The organism is Novosphingobium sp. B 225 (assembly GCF_002198665.1).
Lineage (GTDB): Bacteria > Pseudomonadota > Alphaproteobacteria > Sphingomonadales > Sphingomonadaceae > Novosphingobium.
Genome location: NZ_MWLM01000046.1, coordinates 1 through 17,886, shown reverse-complemented (window position 1 = coordinate 17,886; position 17,886 = coordinate 1). Strand labels below are relative to the sequence as shown.

General features: G+C 64.1%; 18 protein-coding genes. 5 read left to right on the top strand and 13 right to left on the bottom strand.

The features are described from left to right. The 4 genes from mrdA to MNBBLIKP_RS08070 form a co-directional block, all read right to left on the bottom strand. On the bottom strand, positions 1 to 2,051 hold a 2,051-nt coding region (gene mrdA / locus MNBBLIKP_RS08085), incomplete at its 3' end, for a penicillin-binding protein 2 (protein ID WP_088309278.1). After that, a complete protein-coding gene (locus tag MNBBLIKP_RS08080; RefSeq protein WP_088309276.1) occupies positions 2,051 to 2,602 on the bottom strand; it encodes a rod shape-determining protein MreD in 552 nt (183 codons plus the stop codon). The genes mrdA and MNBBLIKP_RS08080, both read right to left, overlap by 1 nt. Continuing rightward, complete coding sequence (gene mreC, locus MNBBLIKP_RS08075) at positions 2,602 to 3,495, bottom strand: rod shape-determining protein MreC (RefSeq protein WP_088309274.1); 894 nt, start codon at positions 3,493 to 3,495, stop codon at positions 2,602 to 2,604. The genes MNBBLIKP_RS08080 and mreC overlap by 1 nt, the downstream gene beginning before the upstream one ends. A gap of 61 nt (positions 3,496 to 3,556) precedes the next feature. Then, the gene (locus MNBBLIKP_RS08070) at positions 3,557 to 4,606 is read right to left on the bottom strand and encodes a rod shape-determining protein (RefSeq protein WP_088309272.1); all 1,050 of its coding nucleotides are present in this window, start codon (positions 4,604 to 4,606) and stop codon (positions 3,557 to 3,559) included. Positions 4,607 to 4,791: 185 nt separating this feature from the next. Between MNBBLIKP_RS08070 and mutL the strand changes: the two genes are divergently transcribed. Together mutL and MNBBLIKP_RS08060 are read left to right on the top strand one after the other, a co-directional pair. Further along, positions 4,792 to 6,597 (top strand): DNA mismatch repair endonuclease MutL, encoded by a 1,806-nt coding sequence (gene mutL / locus MNBBLIKP_RS08065; RefSeq protein WP_088309270.1) that lies wholly within the window; start codon positions 4,792 to 4,794, stop codon positions 6,595 to 6,597. Further along, a complete protein-coding gene (locus tag MNBBLIKP_RS08060) occupies positions 6,563 to 7,291 on the top strand; it encodes a phytanoyl-CoA dioxygenase family protein (RefSeq protein WP_088309268.1) in 729 nt (242 codons plus the stop codon). Before mutL ends, MNBBLIKP_RS08060 begins: the two co-directional genes overlap by 35 nt. A 140-nt stretch (positions 7,292 to 7,431) precedes the next feature. On the opposite strand, the gene MNBBLIKP_RS08055 is transcribed toward MNBBLIKP_RS08060, so the two are convergent. From MNBBLIKP_RS08055 to MNBBLIKP_RS08040, 4 genes are all read right to left on the bottom strand, one after another. After that, positions 7,432 to 7,878, bottom strand: coding sequence for a MaoC family dehydratase (locus MNBBLIKP_RS08055; protein ID WP_088309283.1), 447 nt, complete (start codon positions 7,876 to 7,878; stop codon positions 7,432 to 7,434). A 15-nt stretch (positions 7,879 to 7,893) separates the two neighbouring features. Further along, positions 7,894 to 9,252, bottom strand: a complete 1,359-nt coding sequence (locus tag MNBBLIKP_RS08050; protein WP_254912964.1) for a hypothetical protein — start codon at positions 9,250 to 9,252, stop codon at positions 7,894 to 7,896. Between the two features lie 16 nt (positions 9,253 to 9,268). Next, positions 9,269 to 10,369, bottom strand: a complete 1,101-nt coding sequence (ychF, locus tag MNBBLIKP_RS08045) for a redox-regulated ATPase YchF (protein WP_088309266.1) — start codon at positions 10,367 to 10,369, stop codon at positions 9,269 to 9,271. A gap of 63 nt (positions 10,370 to 10,432) precedes the next feature. After that, positions 10,433 to 10,930: a topology modulation protein gene (locus MNBBLIKP_RS08040; RefSeq protein ID WP_088309265.1), complete on the bottom strand. Its 498-nt coding sequence runs from the start codon at positions 10,928 to 10,930 to the stop codon at positions 10,433 to 10,435. A gap of 85 nt (positions 10,931 to 11,015) precedes the next feature. On the opposite strand from MNBBLIKP_RS08040, the gene MNBBLIKP_RS08035 reads away from it, so the two are divergent. Continuing rightward, positions 11,016 to 12,539: a tetratricopeptide repeat protein gene (locus MNBBLIKP_RS08035; protein WP_088309263.1), complete on the top strand. Its 1,524-nt coding sequence runs from the start codon at positions 11,016 to 11,018 to the stop codon at positions 12,537 to 12,539. Between the two features lie 49 nt (positions 12,540 to 12,588). Here MNBBLIKP_RS08035 and MNBBLIKP_RS08030 read toward each other — a convergent pair whose 3' ends face one another. Further along, positions 12,589 to 12,855 carry a PEP-CTERM sorting domain-containing protein gene (locus MNBBLIKP_RS08030; protein ID WP_140420553.1) on the bottom strand — a complete coding sequence of 89 codons (267 nt, stop codon included), beginning with the start codon at positions 12,853 to 12,855 and terminating at the stop codon, positions 12,589 to 12,591. 210 nt (positions 12,856 to 13,065) lie between these two features. On the opposite strand from MNBBLIKP_RS08030, the gene MNBBLIKP_RS08025 reads away from it, so the two are divergent. Then, entirely contained in the window at positions 13,066 to 13,662 is a 597-nt protein-coding gene (locus MNBBLIKP_RS08025) for a tetratricopeptide repeat protein (RefSeq protein ID WP_088309259.1), read from the top strand. On the opposite strand, the gene pth is transcribed toward MNBBLIKP_RS08025, so the two are convergent. The 4 genes from pth to MNBBLIKP_RS08005 form a co-directional block, all read right to left on the bottom strand. Beyond that, complete coding sequence (gene pth, locus MNBBLIKP_RS08020) at positions 13,659 to 14,252, bottom strand: aminoacyl-tRNA hydrolase (protein WP_088309257.1); 594 nt, start codon at positions 14,250 to 14,252, stop codon at positions 13,659 to 13,661. The two genes, MNBBLIKP_RS08025 and pth, sit on opposite strands and share 4 nt — an antisense overlap. An 86-nt stretch (positions 14,253 to 14,338) precedes the next feature. After that, complete coding sequence (locus MNBBLIKP_RS08015; protein WP_088309255.1) at positions 14,339 to 14,947, bottom strand: 50S ribosomal protein L25/general stress protein Ctc; 609 nt, start codon at positions 14,945 to 14,947, stop codon at positions 14,339 to 14,341. Positions 14,948 to 15,057: 110 nt separating this feature from the next. Further along, positions 15,058 to 15,933, bottom strand: coding sequence for a TraB/GumN family protein (locus MNBBLIKP_RS08010; RefSeq protein ID WP_254912963.1), 876 nt, complete (start codon positions 15,931 to 15,933; stop codon positions 15,058 to 15,060). After that, a complete protein-coding gene (locus tag MNBBLIKP_RS08005) occupies positions 15,917 to 16,843 on the bottom strand; it encodes a TraB/GumN family protein (RefSeq protein ID WP_140420551.1) in 927 nt (308 codons plus the stop codon). The genes MNBBLIKP_RS08010 and MNBBLIKP_RS08005 overlap by 17 nt, the downstream gene beginning before the upstream one ends. A gap of 88 nt (positions 16,844 to 16,931) precedes the next feature. Here MNBBLIKP_RS08005 and MNBBLIKP_RS08000 point away from each other — a divergent pair, with 88 nt between their 5' ends. Continuing rightward, a complete protein-coding gene (locus MNBBLIKP_RS08000) occupies positions 16,932 to 17,834 on the top strand; it encodes a glycine--tRNA ligase subunit alpha (RefSeq protein ID WP_088309251.1) in 903 nt (300 codons plus the stop codon). Positions 17,835 to 17,886: the final 52 nt, after the last annotated feature.

Here is a 17,886-nt window from a genome sequence, read left to right as displayed (position 1 = left end):
CCCTGACCCAGCTCGAAAAGGGTTGGGGCGGCAGGTGCTGCGCCACTATCAGGCTCTTCGGGCCGGTGTTCGGCCTGTTCATTGGGGCCCGGCGTGATCTGGGTTTCGGCATTGTCCGCAGCGCTGATCGAAGCCTTGACCGCGGCATCATCGCCCACTTTTGGCGCGCCCGTGCCAACCTGCGCAACATAACCGCGGTATTTGGCTTCCATGCGCTGGGTCGGAGTGCCGCCCCAACCCTTTTCGAGCTGGGTCAGGGTGTCCATCGCCTTGGCCGGATCAAACAGGAAGGTCATCACATCGCGCGCAATCGGCGCGGCGGCGCGGGCTCCGAAAGTGCCGTGCTCTACTATCACCGACATCGCATAGCGCGGCGCATCGGCCGGGGCATAGCAGACGAACAAGGAGTGATCCCGGCCTTTCCATGCCCCGCCTCCGCCGCGCGTGGTCAGCGCGCGGACCTGGGCCGTGCCGGTCTTGCCGGCCATCCTGATACCCTCGATCGGCAGCTTGCTGGCGGTGGCCGTGCCCGATCCGTTGACCACGCGGAACATCCCGTCATGCGCCACGGACAACTGTTCGGCAGTAAAGGGCAGCGCTGGACCAGGCGGCTTTTCATGACCAAACAGCAGCGCCGGTTGCAGGTTCTTGCCCGACGCGATCCGCGCTGTCATCACTGCCAGCTGGAGCGGAGAGACCGAGACATAGCCCTGACCGATCGAGGCATTGAGCGAATCCGCCGCGCTCCACTCCTGCTTGTAGCGCCGCATTTTCCAGGCCGCATCGGGGATCGTGCCGTAACGCTGAGAGGTGCCCGGCAGGTCGAATTCCTGCCCCAATCCCAGCAGCTTGGCAACGGGGGCGATCGCATCATAGCCTACGCGGTGCGCCATGGCCCAGAAATAGGTATTGCAGCTGCGTTCGATCGCGGTGCGCATATCGACCGAACCGTGGACCGCATCGCAGCGGAAAAACCGGTTGCCGAGCCGGTAACCGCCAGGGCAGTTGATCCGCTCTTCCGGATCGACCCCGTGCTGCTGCAAGGCCAGGGTCGCCATCGGCTTCATCGTCGACCCGGGTGGATAGAGCCCGCGCACCGCCTTGTTGAGCAAGGGGATGTGATCATCCTCGTTCAGCATTTTCCACTGCAGCCGCCCGATCCCGCCAACGAAATTGTTGGGATCGAAGGCCGGCATCGATGTCAGCGCAAGGATACCGCCCGTCTGGCAATCAACCACCACCACCGCCGCCGATTCCAGCCCGATCCGGCGCGCGGCATAGTCTTGCAAGGGGGCGCTGATCGTCAGCTTGAGCGGCTGGCCGGGCACGTCATCACGCGAATCGAGATCGCGCACCAGACGGCCGCTGGCGGTCACTTCAACCCGGCGGGCACCTGGCGTTCCGCGCAAGCTGGTCTCATAATACTTTTCCAGCGCGTCTTTGCCGATCTTGAACCCGGGGGTGATCAGCAGCGGGTTCTTTTCCTTTTCATAGTCCGCAGCCGATGCCGGGCCGACATAGCCGATCAGGTGTGCCACCGAAGGTCCGGTGGGATACCAGCGTGAAAAGCCCAGATGGGCCACTACACCCGGCATGTCCGGCAGGCGCACCAGCACCCGGTTGTAAAGCTCGTCGCGCAGGCCGGCCGCCGCTTCGACCGGCTGAAAGCCATGCGCCTTGTCAAGCCGATCGCTGAGATCCTGCCGCGCAACCGCATCCAGCCCCAGCAGATCACCCAGTTCGCCCAGCGTCTTGTCCTTGTTGACCAGACGCTCGGGGATGATGTCGATCCGCAGATCGGCGCGGTTGGTGGCGAGGGGAGCATTGTTGCGATCCACAATCGCCCCGCGCCGCGGCGGAATGAGGGTAAGGTTGACCCGGTTGCTTTCCGCCGCCAGCTGGTACTTCTCGTTCTGGACCAGCCCGATCCAGCCCTGCCGCACCGCCAGCAGGACCCCGACCGAGGCCTGCAAGCCGCCAATCAGGATGCTGCGCCGGTCAAAGCTGTTCTGCAGCGTGCCGGAACTGACGTGTTTCGTTTCGCCAAGCATCACAGCTCGCGGATCGGGATCAGGCGGAACCGGTCAAGCGCGCCAACCAGACGCGCGGCGAGGGGATAGGCAAAAATCGAGACGATCAGTTGCGGCACGATCGTCAACACTCCGCTCGATCCCCCGGCCATATTCGCCAGAACCAGCCCGCCCAGCAGGCATCCGGCAAAGGCCGCCGCGGCCAGCAGCCAGTCCTGCGCAAACCCGCGCCAGGGGAACCGCGTCTCGACGAAATCGACCACAATCACCGCGATCGACCAGATCAGCACCGCGCTGCCAAACGGCTGACCGCTGAACAGGTCATCGAACAGGCCCAGCGGCAGTCCCGCCCACACCGGAAACAGCCCGGGCCGCAATTGCAGCCAGGCAATCAGGAACAGAAAGCCCATCGGCGGCACCACCGGGGCCGATGCGATCAGCGGCAGCAAGGGTGACAACGAACCGATCATGACCAGCAACCAGGGGACCGACCAGGCCAGCACCGGGCTTGGCACGCGATTGATCCGGCGTTTGCCAAGTTCGCGCAGCGCGGCGGGCAGGGTCAGAGGCATCACTTGCCTCCGCTGGGCGCAGGCTCGGCGGGGATCGCGCCGGGGATCGCGGTCTCGATCCAGACCGGCTGTACTTCAACGTAATTGGTGCTGCCCGGATCGCTGAGCGGACGCGCGATGGCGCCGTCCGGGGTCAGCGATGCAACCACGGCAAAGGCTGTATCGGGCCAGAACAGCCCGCCCGATCCCGACGTGACAATCGCATCGCCGGGCTTCAGCGGATTGATCCCCTGGGCAATCAGCTTGAGCTGGATCGTCCCGTCGCCCTTGCCGATCGCGGTGGCGGCAACGCCATCCCTGGCGCGGCGGACAGGCACGATGCTTTCGCTGTCGGTAATCAGCAGCACCCGCGCGCTGGACTGCGCGGTTTCGAGCACCCGCCCGACCAGTCCGGCGGGCGAGCGCACCGGCATCCCCGGACGCACCCCTTGCTGCGCGCCTGCGCCAAGGGTGGCAAAGCGCCGGGTGCTCGATCCGGTCGATCCGATCAGCCGGGTCACGACCAGCGCACGCGGATCAACCTGTGACAGTTTGACCAGATCCTTGAGCTGAGCATTTTCCCTGCGCAGCGCCTCAGCTTCGGCCAGGGCGACGCGCGCGGCGTCCAGTTCCTGCTCCATCCGCGCCACGCGGCTGCCATAAGTGAAGAAGCCGCCGATCGTGGCCAGCAAGCCGCGCGTTTCGGCCCGGCTCTTGGCGGAAACCTGTCCGGCGGGGGCCACAACATCGCTGGCCGCGCCGCGCATCCCGGCAAAGGACGCGCCGTCTCCCAATGAGACGATCAGCAGCAAAACCCCCGCGAACAGCCCCGCAAAGGCAACCACATAGCGGATGAATGTACCGTACTGCGCCCGCCGCGAATAGGTCGGACGCCGGTTAGCGGGCGGCGCCATGCCGGCCTTACTCCCTGCACCCGGCGCCGGGCCGGAACCCGATGTTGCCAGGCAGCTTCATTCAGGCGGTCATCAGCACGCCGCGGTAGACCGGGTCCTCCATCGCGCGGCCGGTGCCGAGCGCGACGCAGGACAGCGGATCTTCCGCGATGCTGACAGGCAGGCCGGTTTCCTCGCGCAGGTAATCATCCAGCCCGTGGATCAGCGCACCGCCGCCAGTCAGGACAATGCCCTGATCGACAATGTCGGCGGCCAGTTCGGGCGCGGTGTTTTCCAGCGCGATCCGCACGCCTTCAACGATCGCACCGATCGGTTCAGACAGGGCTTCGGCAATGTTGGCCTGCGTGATCGAGATTTCCTTGGGCACCCCGTTGACCAGATCGCGGCCCTTGATCTGGATGGTTTCACCCACCCCATCGGCCGGGACCACGGCGGTGCCATAATCCTTCTTGATCCGTTCTGCCGTAGCTTCACCGATCAGCAGGTTGTGATGGCGGCGAACATAGGAAACGATCGCTTCGTCCATCTTGTCCCCGCCGACGCGAACCGACGTGGTATAAGCCAGCCCGCGCAGCGACAGCACCGCGACTTCGGTAGTGCCGCCGCCGATGTCGACCACCATCGAACCGACCGGTTCGGTCACCGGCATGTCTGCGCCGATCGCAGCCGCCATCGGTTCCAGAATCAGGTAAACCTGGCTCGCCCCGGCATTGCTGGCCGCATCGCGGATCGCGCGGCGCTCAACCGAAGTGCTGCCCGAAGGCACGCAAATCACGATTTCGGGCGGCGAAAACATGCTGGTCCGCTTGCCGTTCACCTTGCGGATGAAATGCTTGATCATTTCTTCGGCGATTTCGATGTCGGCAATCACGCCGTCGCGCAGCGGGCGGATCGCTTCGATGCTGTCCGGGGTCTTGCCCATCATCATCTTTGCGTCATCGCCGACGGCCTTGACCCGCTTGACCCCATTGATCGTTTCGATCGCCACAACCGAGGGTTCATTGAGGACGATGCCGCGGTCCTGGACATAGACCAGCGTATTGGCCGTCCCCAGGTCGATCGCCATGTTCTGGGAACCGAATTTGAAGAATCGCGACAGGAACGAAGCCATTGAATATTCCGTATATATCTCAGCTACTTAGCGCACCCTTCAGCGCGCCCGCAAGCCGGGTGTTGACCATGGAAGGCGCCCCATTAGCAGGGGCAATGCGTAAAGGCCAAAAAATAGTGCGAAATCCGTGGGGATTACGTGCTGCTGACCTCGAATTTCTCCCGCCTCGTCGCTAGGGTCCACGCGTGCCGATAATCCGCCGCCTGCCCGAAAATCTTGTCAACCGCATCGCCGCCGGCGAAGTGGTGGAACGCCCTGCCTCGGCGCTGAAGGAACTGGTCGAAAATTCGATCGACGCCGGGGCGCGCCAGATCTCGATCAAGCTGACCGGCGGCGGGCTTGACGGGATCGAGGTGACCGACGACGGCTGCGGGATGAGCGGGGCGGACATGGCGCTGGCGCTGGAACGCCATGCCACGTCAAAACTGCCGGACGAGCATATCGAACTGGTCGCCTCGCTGGGTTTTCGGGGCGAAGCCTTGCCTTCGATCGCCAGCGTTGCACGGCTGACCATCGAAAGCCGCCCGCGCAGCAGCGCCGAGGGCTGGCGGCGGATGGTCGATCACGGAGCCTTTGGCGGGGAAGGGCCAGCGGCCCTGCCGCCCGGCACCCGGATCCGGGTGGAGGACCTGTTTGGCAAAGTTCCGGCGCGGCGCAAATTCCTGCGCTCGGCCCGAAGCGAATATGCCGCATGCCTAGATGTGGTGCGCCGCCTGGCCATGGCTCGGCCGGAAATCGGCTTTGTGCTGGAACACGATGGCCGCCGCGTTTTGGCGGTGCAGCCCGGCGATGCCCTGGCCAGCCGGGTGGCGCAACTGGTGGCACGCGAACTTGCCGCTGACGGAGTGATCATCGATCTCGAACGCGGGCCCGCCCGGCTGACCGGGGTTGCCGGGCTGCCAACGTTCAATCGCGGGGTGGCCGATCACCAGTACCTGTTCGTCAATGGCCGTCCGGTGAAGGACCGGTTGCTGGTTGGGGCGGTGCGCGGGGCCTACGCCGATATGCTGGCGCGCGATCGCCACGCAGTGCTGGCGCTCTTTTTGGACATTCCGCCGGAGGAAGTGGACGTAAACGTTCATCCCGCCAAAACCGAAGTACGCTTTCGCGATCCGGCATTTGTGCGCGGGTTCATCGTTTCGGGCTTGCGCCACGCGCTGGAGGGGGCAGGGCAACGAAGCGCTCAGGCCCCGGCGGCTCCGGCCATGGCGAACTGGCAGGCCGAACCGATCACCCGCTCTGGCGAGGTCGCCCCGGCGCTGTCATCGCTGTTCGCGCGCGAATATGGGCGCGATACCAATAGCCTGCGCGATGCCGGACAGGTCTGGCGCGGACACGAACAGGCGCTGATGGCACCGCCTTCTGGCCGGGCTGAAACGGTTGAAGATGCGCCCGCACCGGCCGCGCAGCACCCGCTGGGGGTGGCCCGCGGGCAGGTTGCCGGAACCTATATTGTGGCCGAGGCGGAAGACGGGCTGGTGCTGGTCGATCAGCACGCCGCGCACGAACGGCTTGTGCTCGAACGCCTGAAAGCGGCGGGCGCGCAGGGCAAGATGGCAGCAAGTCAGGCGCTGCTGCTGCCCGAAGTGGTCGAGCTGGACGAACCGGACTGCGACCGCCTGGAAAGCGCCGCCGCAGGTTTCGCGGAGTTTGGCCTTGTGCTGGAACGGTTCGGCCCCACCGCCATGCTGGTGCGTGCGGTGCCATCGGTGCTGGGCAAAGGCGATGTCCAGGCGCTGGTGCGCGACGTGGCCGACGATCTGGCCCAAAACGGCGCGGCCTTGCTGCTGGGCGAACGGCTTGATCTGGTGCTGGCGACGATGGCCTGCCACGGATCGGTGCGGGCCGGGCGGGTATTGTCCGTCGCGGAAATGAACGCGCTGCTGCGCGAAATGGAAGTCACCCCGCGTTCGGGCCAATGCAACCATGGGCGGCCAACCTGGGTGAAGCTGGCGCATGGGGATATTGAGAAGCTGTTTGGGCGGAAGTGAATGGGTTATACGAACTAGGGATGATGGCTTGATCACTGATTTTGTTACCTGCGGAGCGCAACTTTTTAGAGGTGCGCTCAAACCCTGCTTTGCCGCCTTGGAAGCAGCGCTCGTTGCGCTTCCTAAAGACGAAGCGGGAGTTCGCCTTCACGGAATTAAGTCGCTTAGACCACTTCTGGACAGCGACGGATGCATTGGCGCCATCGCCGCAAATGTGCTGGGAACGACTGCGCGACCGGTCAGGGCTATTCTTTTTAATAAGTCGCCCGAAACAAACTGGTCGCTTGGTTGGCATCAAGACCGAACGATCTGCGTGAAGGAGAAGCGAGAGGCTCCGGGCTTTGGACCGTGGACCGTAAAGAGCGGCATGATCCATGTTGCGCCGCCATTTGAACTGCTGACGCGAATGGTCACGCTGCGGGCGCATCTTGATGACGTGCCTGCCACGAACGCACCGCTCCTTATCGCTCCGGGTTCTCACACCTTTGGGCGAATAGCGGTCCGCGAGGTCGGGGAGATAGTAAGACGATGTGGTAAGGCAACCTGCACCGCCGAAGCGGGGGACGTTTGGCTTTACGCAACGCCAATCTTGCACGCGTCCGAGGCAGCTTTGTCGCCAGCAAGTAGGAGAGTCCTGCAAGTGGACTTCGCGGCGGAGGCACTGCCATCCGGTCTTGATTGGTTGGGGGTCTGATTTGCGCCCATCGCGCAATGGAACCAGTCCGCTTTTGAGTGGTGTACGCTACCGTTTATGGGCTGACTTTGGTGGAGCTGGCGCATGTGTATAGAGCCAGATCCTCTCGATATCTGGCGAATGCCGCAAATGGTCAGGATCTAAGGATTTCGCACCTGGATCAGCCCGATTGAATGCATGCTCATCACCATCACATCGTCCTGATTGAACACCCGGACGATCGATTGCATGCTGCCCATTTCCGGGCGGGATTGGCTGCGCTTCTTGCTGAGCAATTCGGTTTCTATCCGCAGCACATCGCCCGGATAGACCGGTTTCAGCCAGCGCAATTCGTCCAGCCCCGGAGAGCCGAGCCCCGCCTGTTTGCGGGTGGTCATGTTATCTACCAGCATCCGCATCACCATGGCGCAGGTGTGCCAGCCGCTGGCGGAAAGCCGCCCGAAATGGGTCAGCGCCGCCGCATCGTCATCCAGGTGGAAGGGCTGGGGATCATACTTGGTGGCAAATTCGATCACTTCATCGCGGGTCACCGCATAATGCCCGAAGCTGGCTTTGGTTCCGATTTCCAGATCCTCGAAATAGACCAGCCCGTCACCCATCCGTCAGTTCCCCAATTTCAGCTTTGCAAACAGCGTATAGCCCATTGGCGACTTGCCATAGGCCGCGTCAAGCGCTGCCGGTTTGGCATAAAGGCTGCCACTGCCGCCAAGCGCCAGTTGAAACCGGCCGAGCGGAATGCGGCGGGCATAGCCAAGCTGGAACTTGCTGACCCGGAACGTCACATCGTGCAGCGGATCGTGGTGATCGGGGAACAGTTCATCATTGGCGACATTCTCGAACCGGCCAAACAGGGTATTGGCCCGGTCCAGATTCCAGTTCGCTTCGGCCAGCCAGGCGCTCAGTGTTGCACCGGGCACACGCTGTTTGGCGCTGAACGCGGCCATGGCACTGAACCCGCGGGGATCGGCATAGTGCGCAGATGCGGTAAAGCGGTGTTCGTTTTCGCCGGGATGGGTCGCCTCGGGCTGTTTCATCTCGCCGTAACTGGCCTGCAAGGCCCAGCGCGGCGAGGGGGTGAGCGTGCCCCGGACCGACCAGCTATCCAGCTTGGGCGTTTCAATATTCCAGCGCTGCTCGTCGGGTTCAGCCCCGCGAAAAGCGCTGGCTTCCACTTGCCAGGTCTTTGCCGCATAGCCGGCAGTGATCACGCCATAAGTGATGTGGGTCGAATCGAACCAGTGATGCGTGATCGGCGGTTCGGGGTTATAGCTGGCGGACGCCCGATGCATGAAGGCGCTGGGGCCCAGCGCGGGTTCGCCCACCGGGCCGCCATAGAGGAACAGGCTGCCTGGCCCGGCGTTCACATCGACCCGCGCGGCCAGTTCCATGAACAGGTCATGGGGATGCTGCCGGTCTACCAATGGCAAACCGCCCGCCGTTTCGCCCGTGGCAAACAGGTTGGGATAGCCCGCCGCGTCCATCGCCGGTTCCAGGCTAAGCATCGATTTCAGCTGCACGCGGCCCCAGTCGGTATCACGCTGGGCCATCAGCATCGCCATCGATGTAACGTAAACCTTGTCATCGCCGCGCGGGCCGGTGGCCTTGGAATATTGGGCCGATACCGCACCGTGGGCCATCAGCATCCATTTGCCGCTCATCAGATGGAGGCCGTTCGAATGCATTCCGCCATAGCGGCCATCATTCCAGAACGGCAGCCGCGCGGTGCCTGACCCTTCGGCGGGCAGGCACGCGGCGGGGAGCATGATGTCGCTGGTGCCTTCGGGATCGGAAAAGTCGGGGGCGAGCACGCGTCCGCATTTGTCCTTGGCCTGCGCGGCGGCCATGGCGCCATGGTCCATTCCCGGCATCGATTCCATGCCCGCCATGTCATGGCCGGTATGATCCTGGGCAAAGGCTGGCGCGGCGCTGGCGGTCAGCAGGGCGAAGAGGGCGTATCTCATCGCCACCAGATAGGGATCAAACGTTGAATTTGAAGTGCATGACATCGCCGTCCTGCACGACATATTCCTTGCCTTCCTGGCGCAGCTTACCCGCTTCCTTGGCCGCGTTTTCGCCGCCCAGGCCGACGAAATCGGCATAGGCGATGGTTTCGGCGCGGATGAAGCCGCGTTGCATGTCGCTGTGAATCTCACCCGCCGCGTCGGGGGCCTTGGCCCCCTGATGCACGGTCCAGGCGCGCGCTTCCTTGGGGCCGACGGTGAAGAACGTGATCAGGTGCAAGAGATCATAGCCCGAGCGGATCACGCGGGCGAGACCGGTTTCGTGGAGGCCCATTTCCTCCAGAAACACCATCCGGTCCTCGGCTTCCATCCCCACCAGCTCGCTTTCGATCGCGGCGGACACGATCACGGCATTGGCGCCTTCGGCCTTGGCCTTGTCAAACACGCGGGCAGAGAAGGCGTTGCCATTGGCGGCGCTCTCTTCCTCGACGTTGCAGACATAGAGCACCGGCTTGGCGGTCAGCAGCTGGGCCTGATTGAACACGCGCAGCTCTTCCTCGTCGCTCGGCCGGGCCAGACGGGCCGGCTTGCCTTCGCGCAGCAGATCCAGCGCAGGCTGGAGCACGGAAACCAGCAGCTTGGCCTCCTTGTCGCCCTGTGCGGCCTTCTTCTGGGCGGCGGGGACGCGCTTTTCCAGGCTTTCGAGGTCGGACAGCATCAGTTCGGTTTCCACCGTTTCCGCGTCCGAGATCGGATCAACCTTGTTGTCGACGTGTTGGATGTCGTCGTTCTCGAAGCAACGCAGCACGTGGACGATCGCGTCCACTTCGCGGATGTTGCCCAGGAACTGGTTGCCCAACCCTTCGCCCTTGCTGGCCCCGCGCACCAATCCCGCAATGTCGACGAAGCCGAGCTGGGTCGGGATAATCTTCTGGCTGCCCGCGATCCGGGCGAGTTCATCAAGCCGCGGATCGGGCACACCGACGTTGCCGACGTTCGGTTCGATCGTGCAGAACGGATAGTTCGCCGCCTGCGCCGCCTGCGTTTCGGTCAGTGCGTTGAACAGCGTCGATTTGCCGACGTTGGGCAGGCCAACGATCCCGCAACGAAATCCCATAAATTACTCCGGAAACAGCTTTGACGCGGCCCATAGCGGGGGCAGGGGCATTTGGCGAGGGGGCTATAGCGCGGCAAGCCAGGCCGCAGTCGCACCAGGGCCTTTCATGCGCAGAACGGTGCCGCCGAACCCGGCCAGAGCCGCCGCATTGCGAGCGCGCCAGGTGCGGCGGAACACCGCGATGTAATGCAGGAATTCCAGGTTCAGCCGCTCAGGGCACCCTTCGGTCATGTCCGGCCGCGCCGCGCCCCGGTACTGCCACCAGCGCCGCAGTGCGCGGCCCAGGCACAGCCAGGTCGGATAGTCGAGCCAGATCACCGTATCGGCCCGTTCCAGCCGCATCGGCAGAACAGAGCCATAGTTGCCATCGATGATCCAACGATCCTGCGCCAGCACGCCCGCCAGCTCGGCCCGGCCTTCGTCGCGGTCACGCTCGATCCAGCCGGGCAGCCAGTGCATCCGGTCAAGATGGAACAGCGGCAGCCCGGTCACCGCCGCCAGCTGATGCGACAGGGTAGACTTGCCCGCCCCCGGGGAACCGATCACCAGCACACGTTGCATCGCGCGCTCATAGCCGCAGCACCTCCCGATGGCGAGACTGCAGGCTTTCACTGAAATTTCAGCCCTTGGCGCTAGACAGGCGGCGATGAAGCGCCTGTCCCGCCTTGCCCTGCCGCTGATCGGCGCGGTCTTGCTGTCTGCCTGCAGCACCAGCCCGGCGGAGCATTTCGCCATGGCCCAGCAGGCCTTTGCCAAGGAAGACTACTTCACCAGCAAAACCGAGCTTGGCCAGGCGCTGAAGGACGATCCGCGCAACCGCGACATGCTGTGGCTGCTGGCCCGCACCCAGCTGCTGCTGGGCGATGGGGAGGGTCTGCAAAACGCGGTGGAGCGGCTGCGTGCGATCGGGGTGAAGGATCCGGCGCTGTTGTGGATGGAGGCCGAAGCGCTGTTGCTGCGCGGGCGGGGGGATGAGGCCGTAGCCTTACTCGGCACCGCAAACACGCCCGATGCCTGGCGCATCCGCGCGGCGCAGCGGGTGGCTGAGCAGGATGCCGAAGGCGCCCTTGCGGCTTTTCGCAGCGGTCTGGCCGCTGGCGGGAACTATCGCCTCAGCCTTGATTTCACGCGTTTCCTGATCGGCTCGGGCGATCTGGCCGGGGCGAGCACCCAGTTTGACGTGATCCGCAAGGCTCAGCCCAATGCCTTGGCCACCCTGATGACCGGTGGAATGCTGTCGGAAAAATATGGCCGCCGCGACCTGGCCGTCAAATATTACCAGAGCGCCGCCGCGCGCTATCCGTTCCGCGCCGAACCGCTGGTAGCGCTGGGCACTTTACAGGACTTTGCCGGGAAAGTGCCCGAAGCTGCGGCCTATGCAGAAGCAGCGGCCAAGATTGCGCCCGGCGATCCGGCGGTGCGGGAATTGCTGCTGACGATCTATTCCGAACAGGGCAAATGGCAGAAGATCACCGATCTGCTGCAAGGTGACGAGGCGGAACTTGATCCGACCACCGGAGAAGGACTCAAATATGCGGAGGCCCTGCTGCGGATCGGGCGAACCGAACAGGCCCGCGCGATGTTCACCAAGGCGCTGCAGGCCCAGCCACAGAACCGCTTTGTGCGGATGATGCTGACCGAAACCCTGATCGCCACGGGCGAGGCCGACAGCGCCTATCAGACCATGATGCCGGCCATCGCGGGGCCTTTTGCAGGGCGGCCGGAACTGGAACTCGCAGCCCAGGCGGCCAAGGCGGCAGACGATCCCGCTGCGGCGGCGATCACCGCACGGCTGGCATCGCGCGAATTTGCCGAACAGGAACGCCTGTCAGGCCAGGCCCAGGGCGCTGAATTCCGCAAGGATCCGGCTGCCGCGCTGCAATTGTACCTGCAACTGGCGCGGTTCGGTTCCGATCCGGAGCTGGCGCGCCGCACCGCTTTGGCGGCGAGCGATGCCGGGCAGCACGATCTGGCAATCACCACGGCAGACACCGCGCTGGCCGATGATCCCGACAATGCCGAACTGATGTATGCCGCTGCCTATGCCCGGGTCAAAGCCGGACGGGATAGCGCGCGTGCCGCAGCCTTGATCACCCGGGCACTCAGCTTTGATTCGCGCAATCAGTCCTATCTCGCGCTGCAGGAAAAAGCGAAGGCCGCCGCCGGTTAACCCGGCGACGGCCTGTTGCTGACTTTCGGGACCAGAAAGTCTTGAACGCTTAGGCGCGGCGCTGACGGCGGCGCGCAGCGCCAACACCGATCAGACCCAGGCCGAGGAGGCCCAGCATGCCGGGTTCCGGAACCGAAGTGCCGCCCGACGAAGTCGTGGTGCCGCCCGAAGTGGTGGTGGTGGTGCCGCCGCAGTAAGACGTACCCGTCGAGTCACCGCAGTTGCAGTAGTGCTTGTGGCGCAGCTGCGCCGAGGCCGGAGCCGAGATTGCAGAGACGCTGGCAAGAGCGGTGAGCAGGATCAGAGTGCGCTTCATGGTCATTTACCCCCATTTGGAAGATCAAGGTTGACACCGTTCTTCGCAATCGCCGTGCCAAATGCCGATTTGCGCGGGATGCGGTGGTTAACGGCGCATACCGCGCATCCAGCTTGTAAAATCATCCGACAGAATTCGTGGTTAATGCGCGCCTCTGGATAATGCGCCGCAACCCTCGCGCTGCGCGGCAAGATTGGTTAAACCTGCGCCATGCGCTGCGTGCCTGTCCTGATTGCCCTGTTGATCCTGGCGGCCTGCCAGCGCGCTGATCCGGCGGCCAAACAGCCAGAGGCAGCACAGGCGCTGGTGCAACGGCAGTCGGAGCGGGTGCTGGAATTGCTCAGCGGCGATCATTCCCCCGAAGGCGAACGGCTAAAGGCCACAGCGCGGCTGCAACTGAACGATCTGGGGGCGGCGGCGGCGCATCTGGATGCGGGAATCGCCGCAGGCGGCAGCGCGGCGGTCTATGCCGACTATGCACGGCTGGAACTGATCCGCGGCGATCTGGCCCGCGCCGAAGCGATGCAGGCCAAGGCCGAACAGGGCGGCGATGCCGGTCTGGCAACCTTGCTCACCGGCGGTGAAATCGCGCTGGCTCGAAAGCAGCCGGACCGCGCGCTGGCCTATCTTGATCGCGCCGCGGGGCTTTATCCCGATAATCTGGCGGTGCTCAGCAACCGGGCCCTGGCTTTGGCCGAACTCGGCAGATGGTCCCAGCTTGAACCGCTGGTGGTGCAACTGGAACGCAGGCTGCCGGGTGATGAGGAAGTTTCGGCGCTGCGCCAGCGCCTGACGCTGCGCCGCTAATCCTGCTGACGCAGCGCTACTTCGTTCATGAACCGGGCGTCATCACCCTTGGCCAGCCAGTCGGCCTCGGCCGCAATCGCGCCCAGCATGTCGGCGAGTGGATCGAGTTCGGACTTGGCATAGTTGCCAAGCACGTGGCCGGTCACCCGGTCCTTGTGCCCCGGATGGCCGATACCCAGCCGGACCCGGCGGAAACCTGCCCTGAGCCCAGTCGAAGGGTCGGCGCCAAGGTGCTGATCGATCGAACGCAGGCCGTTGTGCCCGGCGGTGCCGCCGCCCTGCTTTACCTTGACCTTGAAGGGAACCAGATCAAGCTCGTCATGAAACACCGTCAGCGCTTCGGTGCCCAGCTTGTAAAACCGCAGCGCTTCACCCACGGCGCGCCCGCTTTCGTTCATATAGGTCGCGGGTTTGAGCAGCAGCACCTTGTCGCCGCCGATCCGGCCTTCCTGCAGCCAGCCCTGGAATTTCTTCTGGATGGGGCCAAAGCCGTGGACGTCGGCCAGGGTATCGCAAACCATGAAGCCGACATTGTGCCGGTGCATGGCATATTGCGGACCCGGATTGCCAAGGCCAACCCAAAGCTGCACGCGCTTCCTCCCAATACAAAGCCGGGCCGCATTGCTGCGGCCCGGCCTGTGATGGGGCGGCGGACCGCCCCGGTCAACCGATCAGCTTAGCCTTCGGCCTTGCTGTTATCGCCTTCTTCGCTGCGCAGACCCGAAGGGGCAACGATGGTGGCGATGGTGAAGTCACGATCAGTGATCGCGCTGACCGAACCGGCCGGCAGCGAAACGTGGCTGATGTGGATCGAATCGCCCACTTCGAACCCGGTCACGTCGATCATGATGTCGTCGGGGATCTTGTCTGCTTCGCAGACCAGTTCCAGTTCGTGACGCACGATGTTGAGCACACCGCCGCGCTTGAGGCCCGGCGAGGCTGCTTCGTTGATGAACTTGACCGGCACTTCCACGTGAACCTTGGCATTGGCCGACAGGCGCAGGAAGTCCGCATGCAGCGGGCGATCGGTGACGGGATGAAAGGCAACGTCCTTGGGCAGGGTCTTCACAACCTTGCCGCCGACTTCGATCTCGACGACCGAGTTCAGGAAGTGGCCAGTGCCCAGCTGCTTGCGCAGCAGCTTTTCCTCAACGTGGATCGCGAGGGGCTCTTCATTGCCACCATAGATAACGGCGGGGACGCGGCCTTCACGACGCAGTGCACGGGAGGCTCCCTTGCCTGCCTGTGTCCGCGTCTCGGCCGGCAGGTGCAGCGTATCGCTCATTGCATGTGCCTTTCAAAACGGATGCTTCAACTGTTATCGCGCCACGCCTCCAGGGATGACCATGCACGCGAAGGGCGGGCCGTTAGCGGCAATGCGCCGGAAATGCAACCTTATTGCAGCCGCGTCACCCGGTAGCCACCGGCCGCGAGCATGGCGGGCAGGCCATCGGGCCCGGCAAGGTGTGCCGTGCCGACCGCAACGAAGGGGCGCTGGCCCCGGCGCAGCATGGCCAAGACCTGTCCGGTCCAGGCCTTGTTCCGCCCCACCAGCAAGGCCGCGCGCAATTCGGGATCGGCCAGCAGACCGCTTTGGGTTTCGCGCGTCAGGGCCTGCACATCGCCCTTGGCCCAGGCCTGCCGCAGCGCGCGGGTTTCACGGGCATTCTGTTCACGGCTTGCGCTGACAACTGCGGCCAGCAAATCGCGCTGTTCCGCCTCGGGCAGGGCATCGAAGATCTTGAGCTGGGTATCCGCGCCTTCGAATTCCTCGACCGGGCGGCGGCCCGCAGCCTGCGCCACGGCGCGATCGACGCCGTTTTCGGCCTCACTGCCCTGGGCCTGTTGTGCGGCCTGGGCCAGGATCAAGGCCGCAGACCAGGTTTCCTGCCCGGCCAGCGCCTGTTCATCGATCCCATAGCTTTTCAGATAGCGGTCATAATTTGCCAGCGCATGGGCCGGGACCCGGCTGCGCAGCGGCACGGAGGTCTGTGCAGTGCCAAGCGCGGCAAAGGCCATGGCCATCCCCGCCGTATCATCGATCCGCGCCACTTCCAGCACCACCCGGTCGGCCCCGGCCAGCGCCGTATCGACTTTGGCCGAACGCCAGTCCACCGGGCGTTCCAGCGCATGGATCGTGCCGAGCAGCCAGGCCCGCTGTCCGCCCGGGCCATCGACCTGCCACAGGGCCGGGGTCACTTTTTCCGCAGGCTGGCATGCGCTCAGCAGCAGCACTGCCAGCGCGGCGCAGCCCTTACTGAAGCCGCGCACTCTGCACCCCGGCTTTGGCGAGCTGGTCCTGCACCGAACCCTTGCCGCCCAGATGGCCAGCACCCACCGCGACGAACACGGTGCCCGGCCGGTCGAGCCGGGTCCTGATCCAGCGGGCCCAGGCCTTGTTACGGTTGATCAGCAGGGCTTCGATCATCGCCGGATCGTCTTCCTCGGCATTCATCAGATCGGCCAGCTTCGCAGCATCGCCGCGCTGCCAGGCGGAAACCATCTCGCCCACGTCCTTGTCCAGGCTGGGCAGCGCCTCGATCACTTCGAATAGATAGGTCTTCTGCACCTTGCGCGGGAAAGCATCGAACAGCGAGAGCTGATAATCCAGCGTTTCAAGCCCGATCCGGGGGTGGCCCTTGGCCTTGTTGTGCTCTGCCAAAGTCGCTTCGGCCCCGCTTTCCAGATCATAGCCTTTCAGCTGCAGCGGCATCGTTGCCAGCACCACCGCTGCGTACCACGGCTTATAGCGGTCAAACGCGGTGACGGGCAGGCCGAACTGCTTCATCGTCGCATCGTATTTGGTGCGCTCTTTCAAGGTCAGCATGGCGCGCAATTGCTGGCCTTTGGGCAGCATGGCGCGTTTCATCACCACGGCTTGCTGTTCGCTTTGCACCACTTCGGGAATTTCAGTCACCAGCTCGCCCGCCTCGGCAAAGGCGCTGGCGAGCTTGCCGTCGAACCACTGGACACCCTTGGGCAGCAGGTGGATCGTGCCGAACAGATAGATCGTGGTGTCCGCATCCGCGACTTTCCACAGCGCCGGGCGGGCCAGCCCCGGATCGGGCACGGCCACCACCGCCTGCGGTGCGGGCAGGCCTTGCTGGGCCGGGGCGGGGCCGGCCAGCAGGGCCAGAACAAGCGCCAGCGGCGCGGCGAAACTGCGGAACGAACGCTTCATGCCGCCTCCTATACCGCAGCTTTCCGGCCCGTCGATGAACGAAAGCGGATATTGACCGGTTAAGGCCGCTGCGCCAAAGGCCGAGGCCATGAGCCAGACCTCGCAGCCGCTTGCTTTCCAGGACATGATCCTGCGCCTCCACAATTATTGGAGCGCGCAGGGCTGTCTGATCCTGCAACCCTATGACATGCGCGTTGGCGCGGGCACGTTTCACCCGGCCACCACGCTGCGCAGCCTGGGCCCGGAAAGCTGGAACGCCGCCTATGTCCAGCCCAGCCGCCGCCCGACCGACGGGCGCTATGGCGAAAATCCCAACCGGCTGCAGCACTATTACCAGTATCAGGTGATCATGAAGCCCAGCCCGGAAAACTTTCAGGAGCTGTACCTGGGCAGCCTGTTCGAAATCGGGATCGACCCGCTGCTGCACGATATCCGGTTCGTCGAGGATGACTGGGAAAGCCCCACGCTGGGCGCCTGGGGACTGGGCTGGGAAGTGTGGTGTGACGGGATGGAAGTCAGCCAGTTCACCTATTTCCAGCAGATGGGCGGGTTCGATTGCAAGCCGGTCGCGGGCGAGCTGACTTACGGTCTGGAACGGCTGGCGATGTACATCCAGGGCGTCGACAACGTCTATGACCTCAAGTTCAACAGCGCCGGGGTAACCTATGGCGAGGTGTTCCTGAAGAACGAGCAGGAAATGTCGAAATACAATTTCGAGATCGCCGATACCGACAGCCTGTTCAAAGGCTTTCAGGCCGCCGAGGCCGAATGCCAGCGCTGCATCGCAGCCGATATTCCGCTCGCCGCCTATGATCAGGCGATCGAGGCCAGCCACCTGTTCAACCTGCTGCAGGCGCGCGGCGTGATTTCGGTGCAGGAACGCGCCAGCTACATGGGCCGGGTGCGCGATCTGGCCAAGGGATCTGCGCAGGCGTGGATCCACAAGAATGAAGCCCAATGGGCCAAGGACTATCCGGAGTGGACACTATGAGCGCGACCCAGAAAATCCTCCCCCTCTGGGGGAGGTGCCCCGTAGGGGCGGA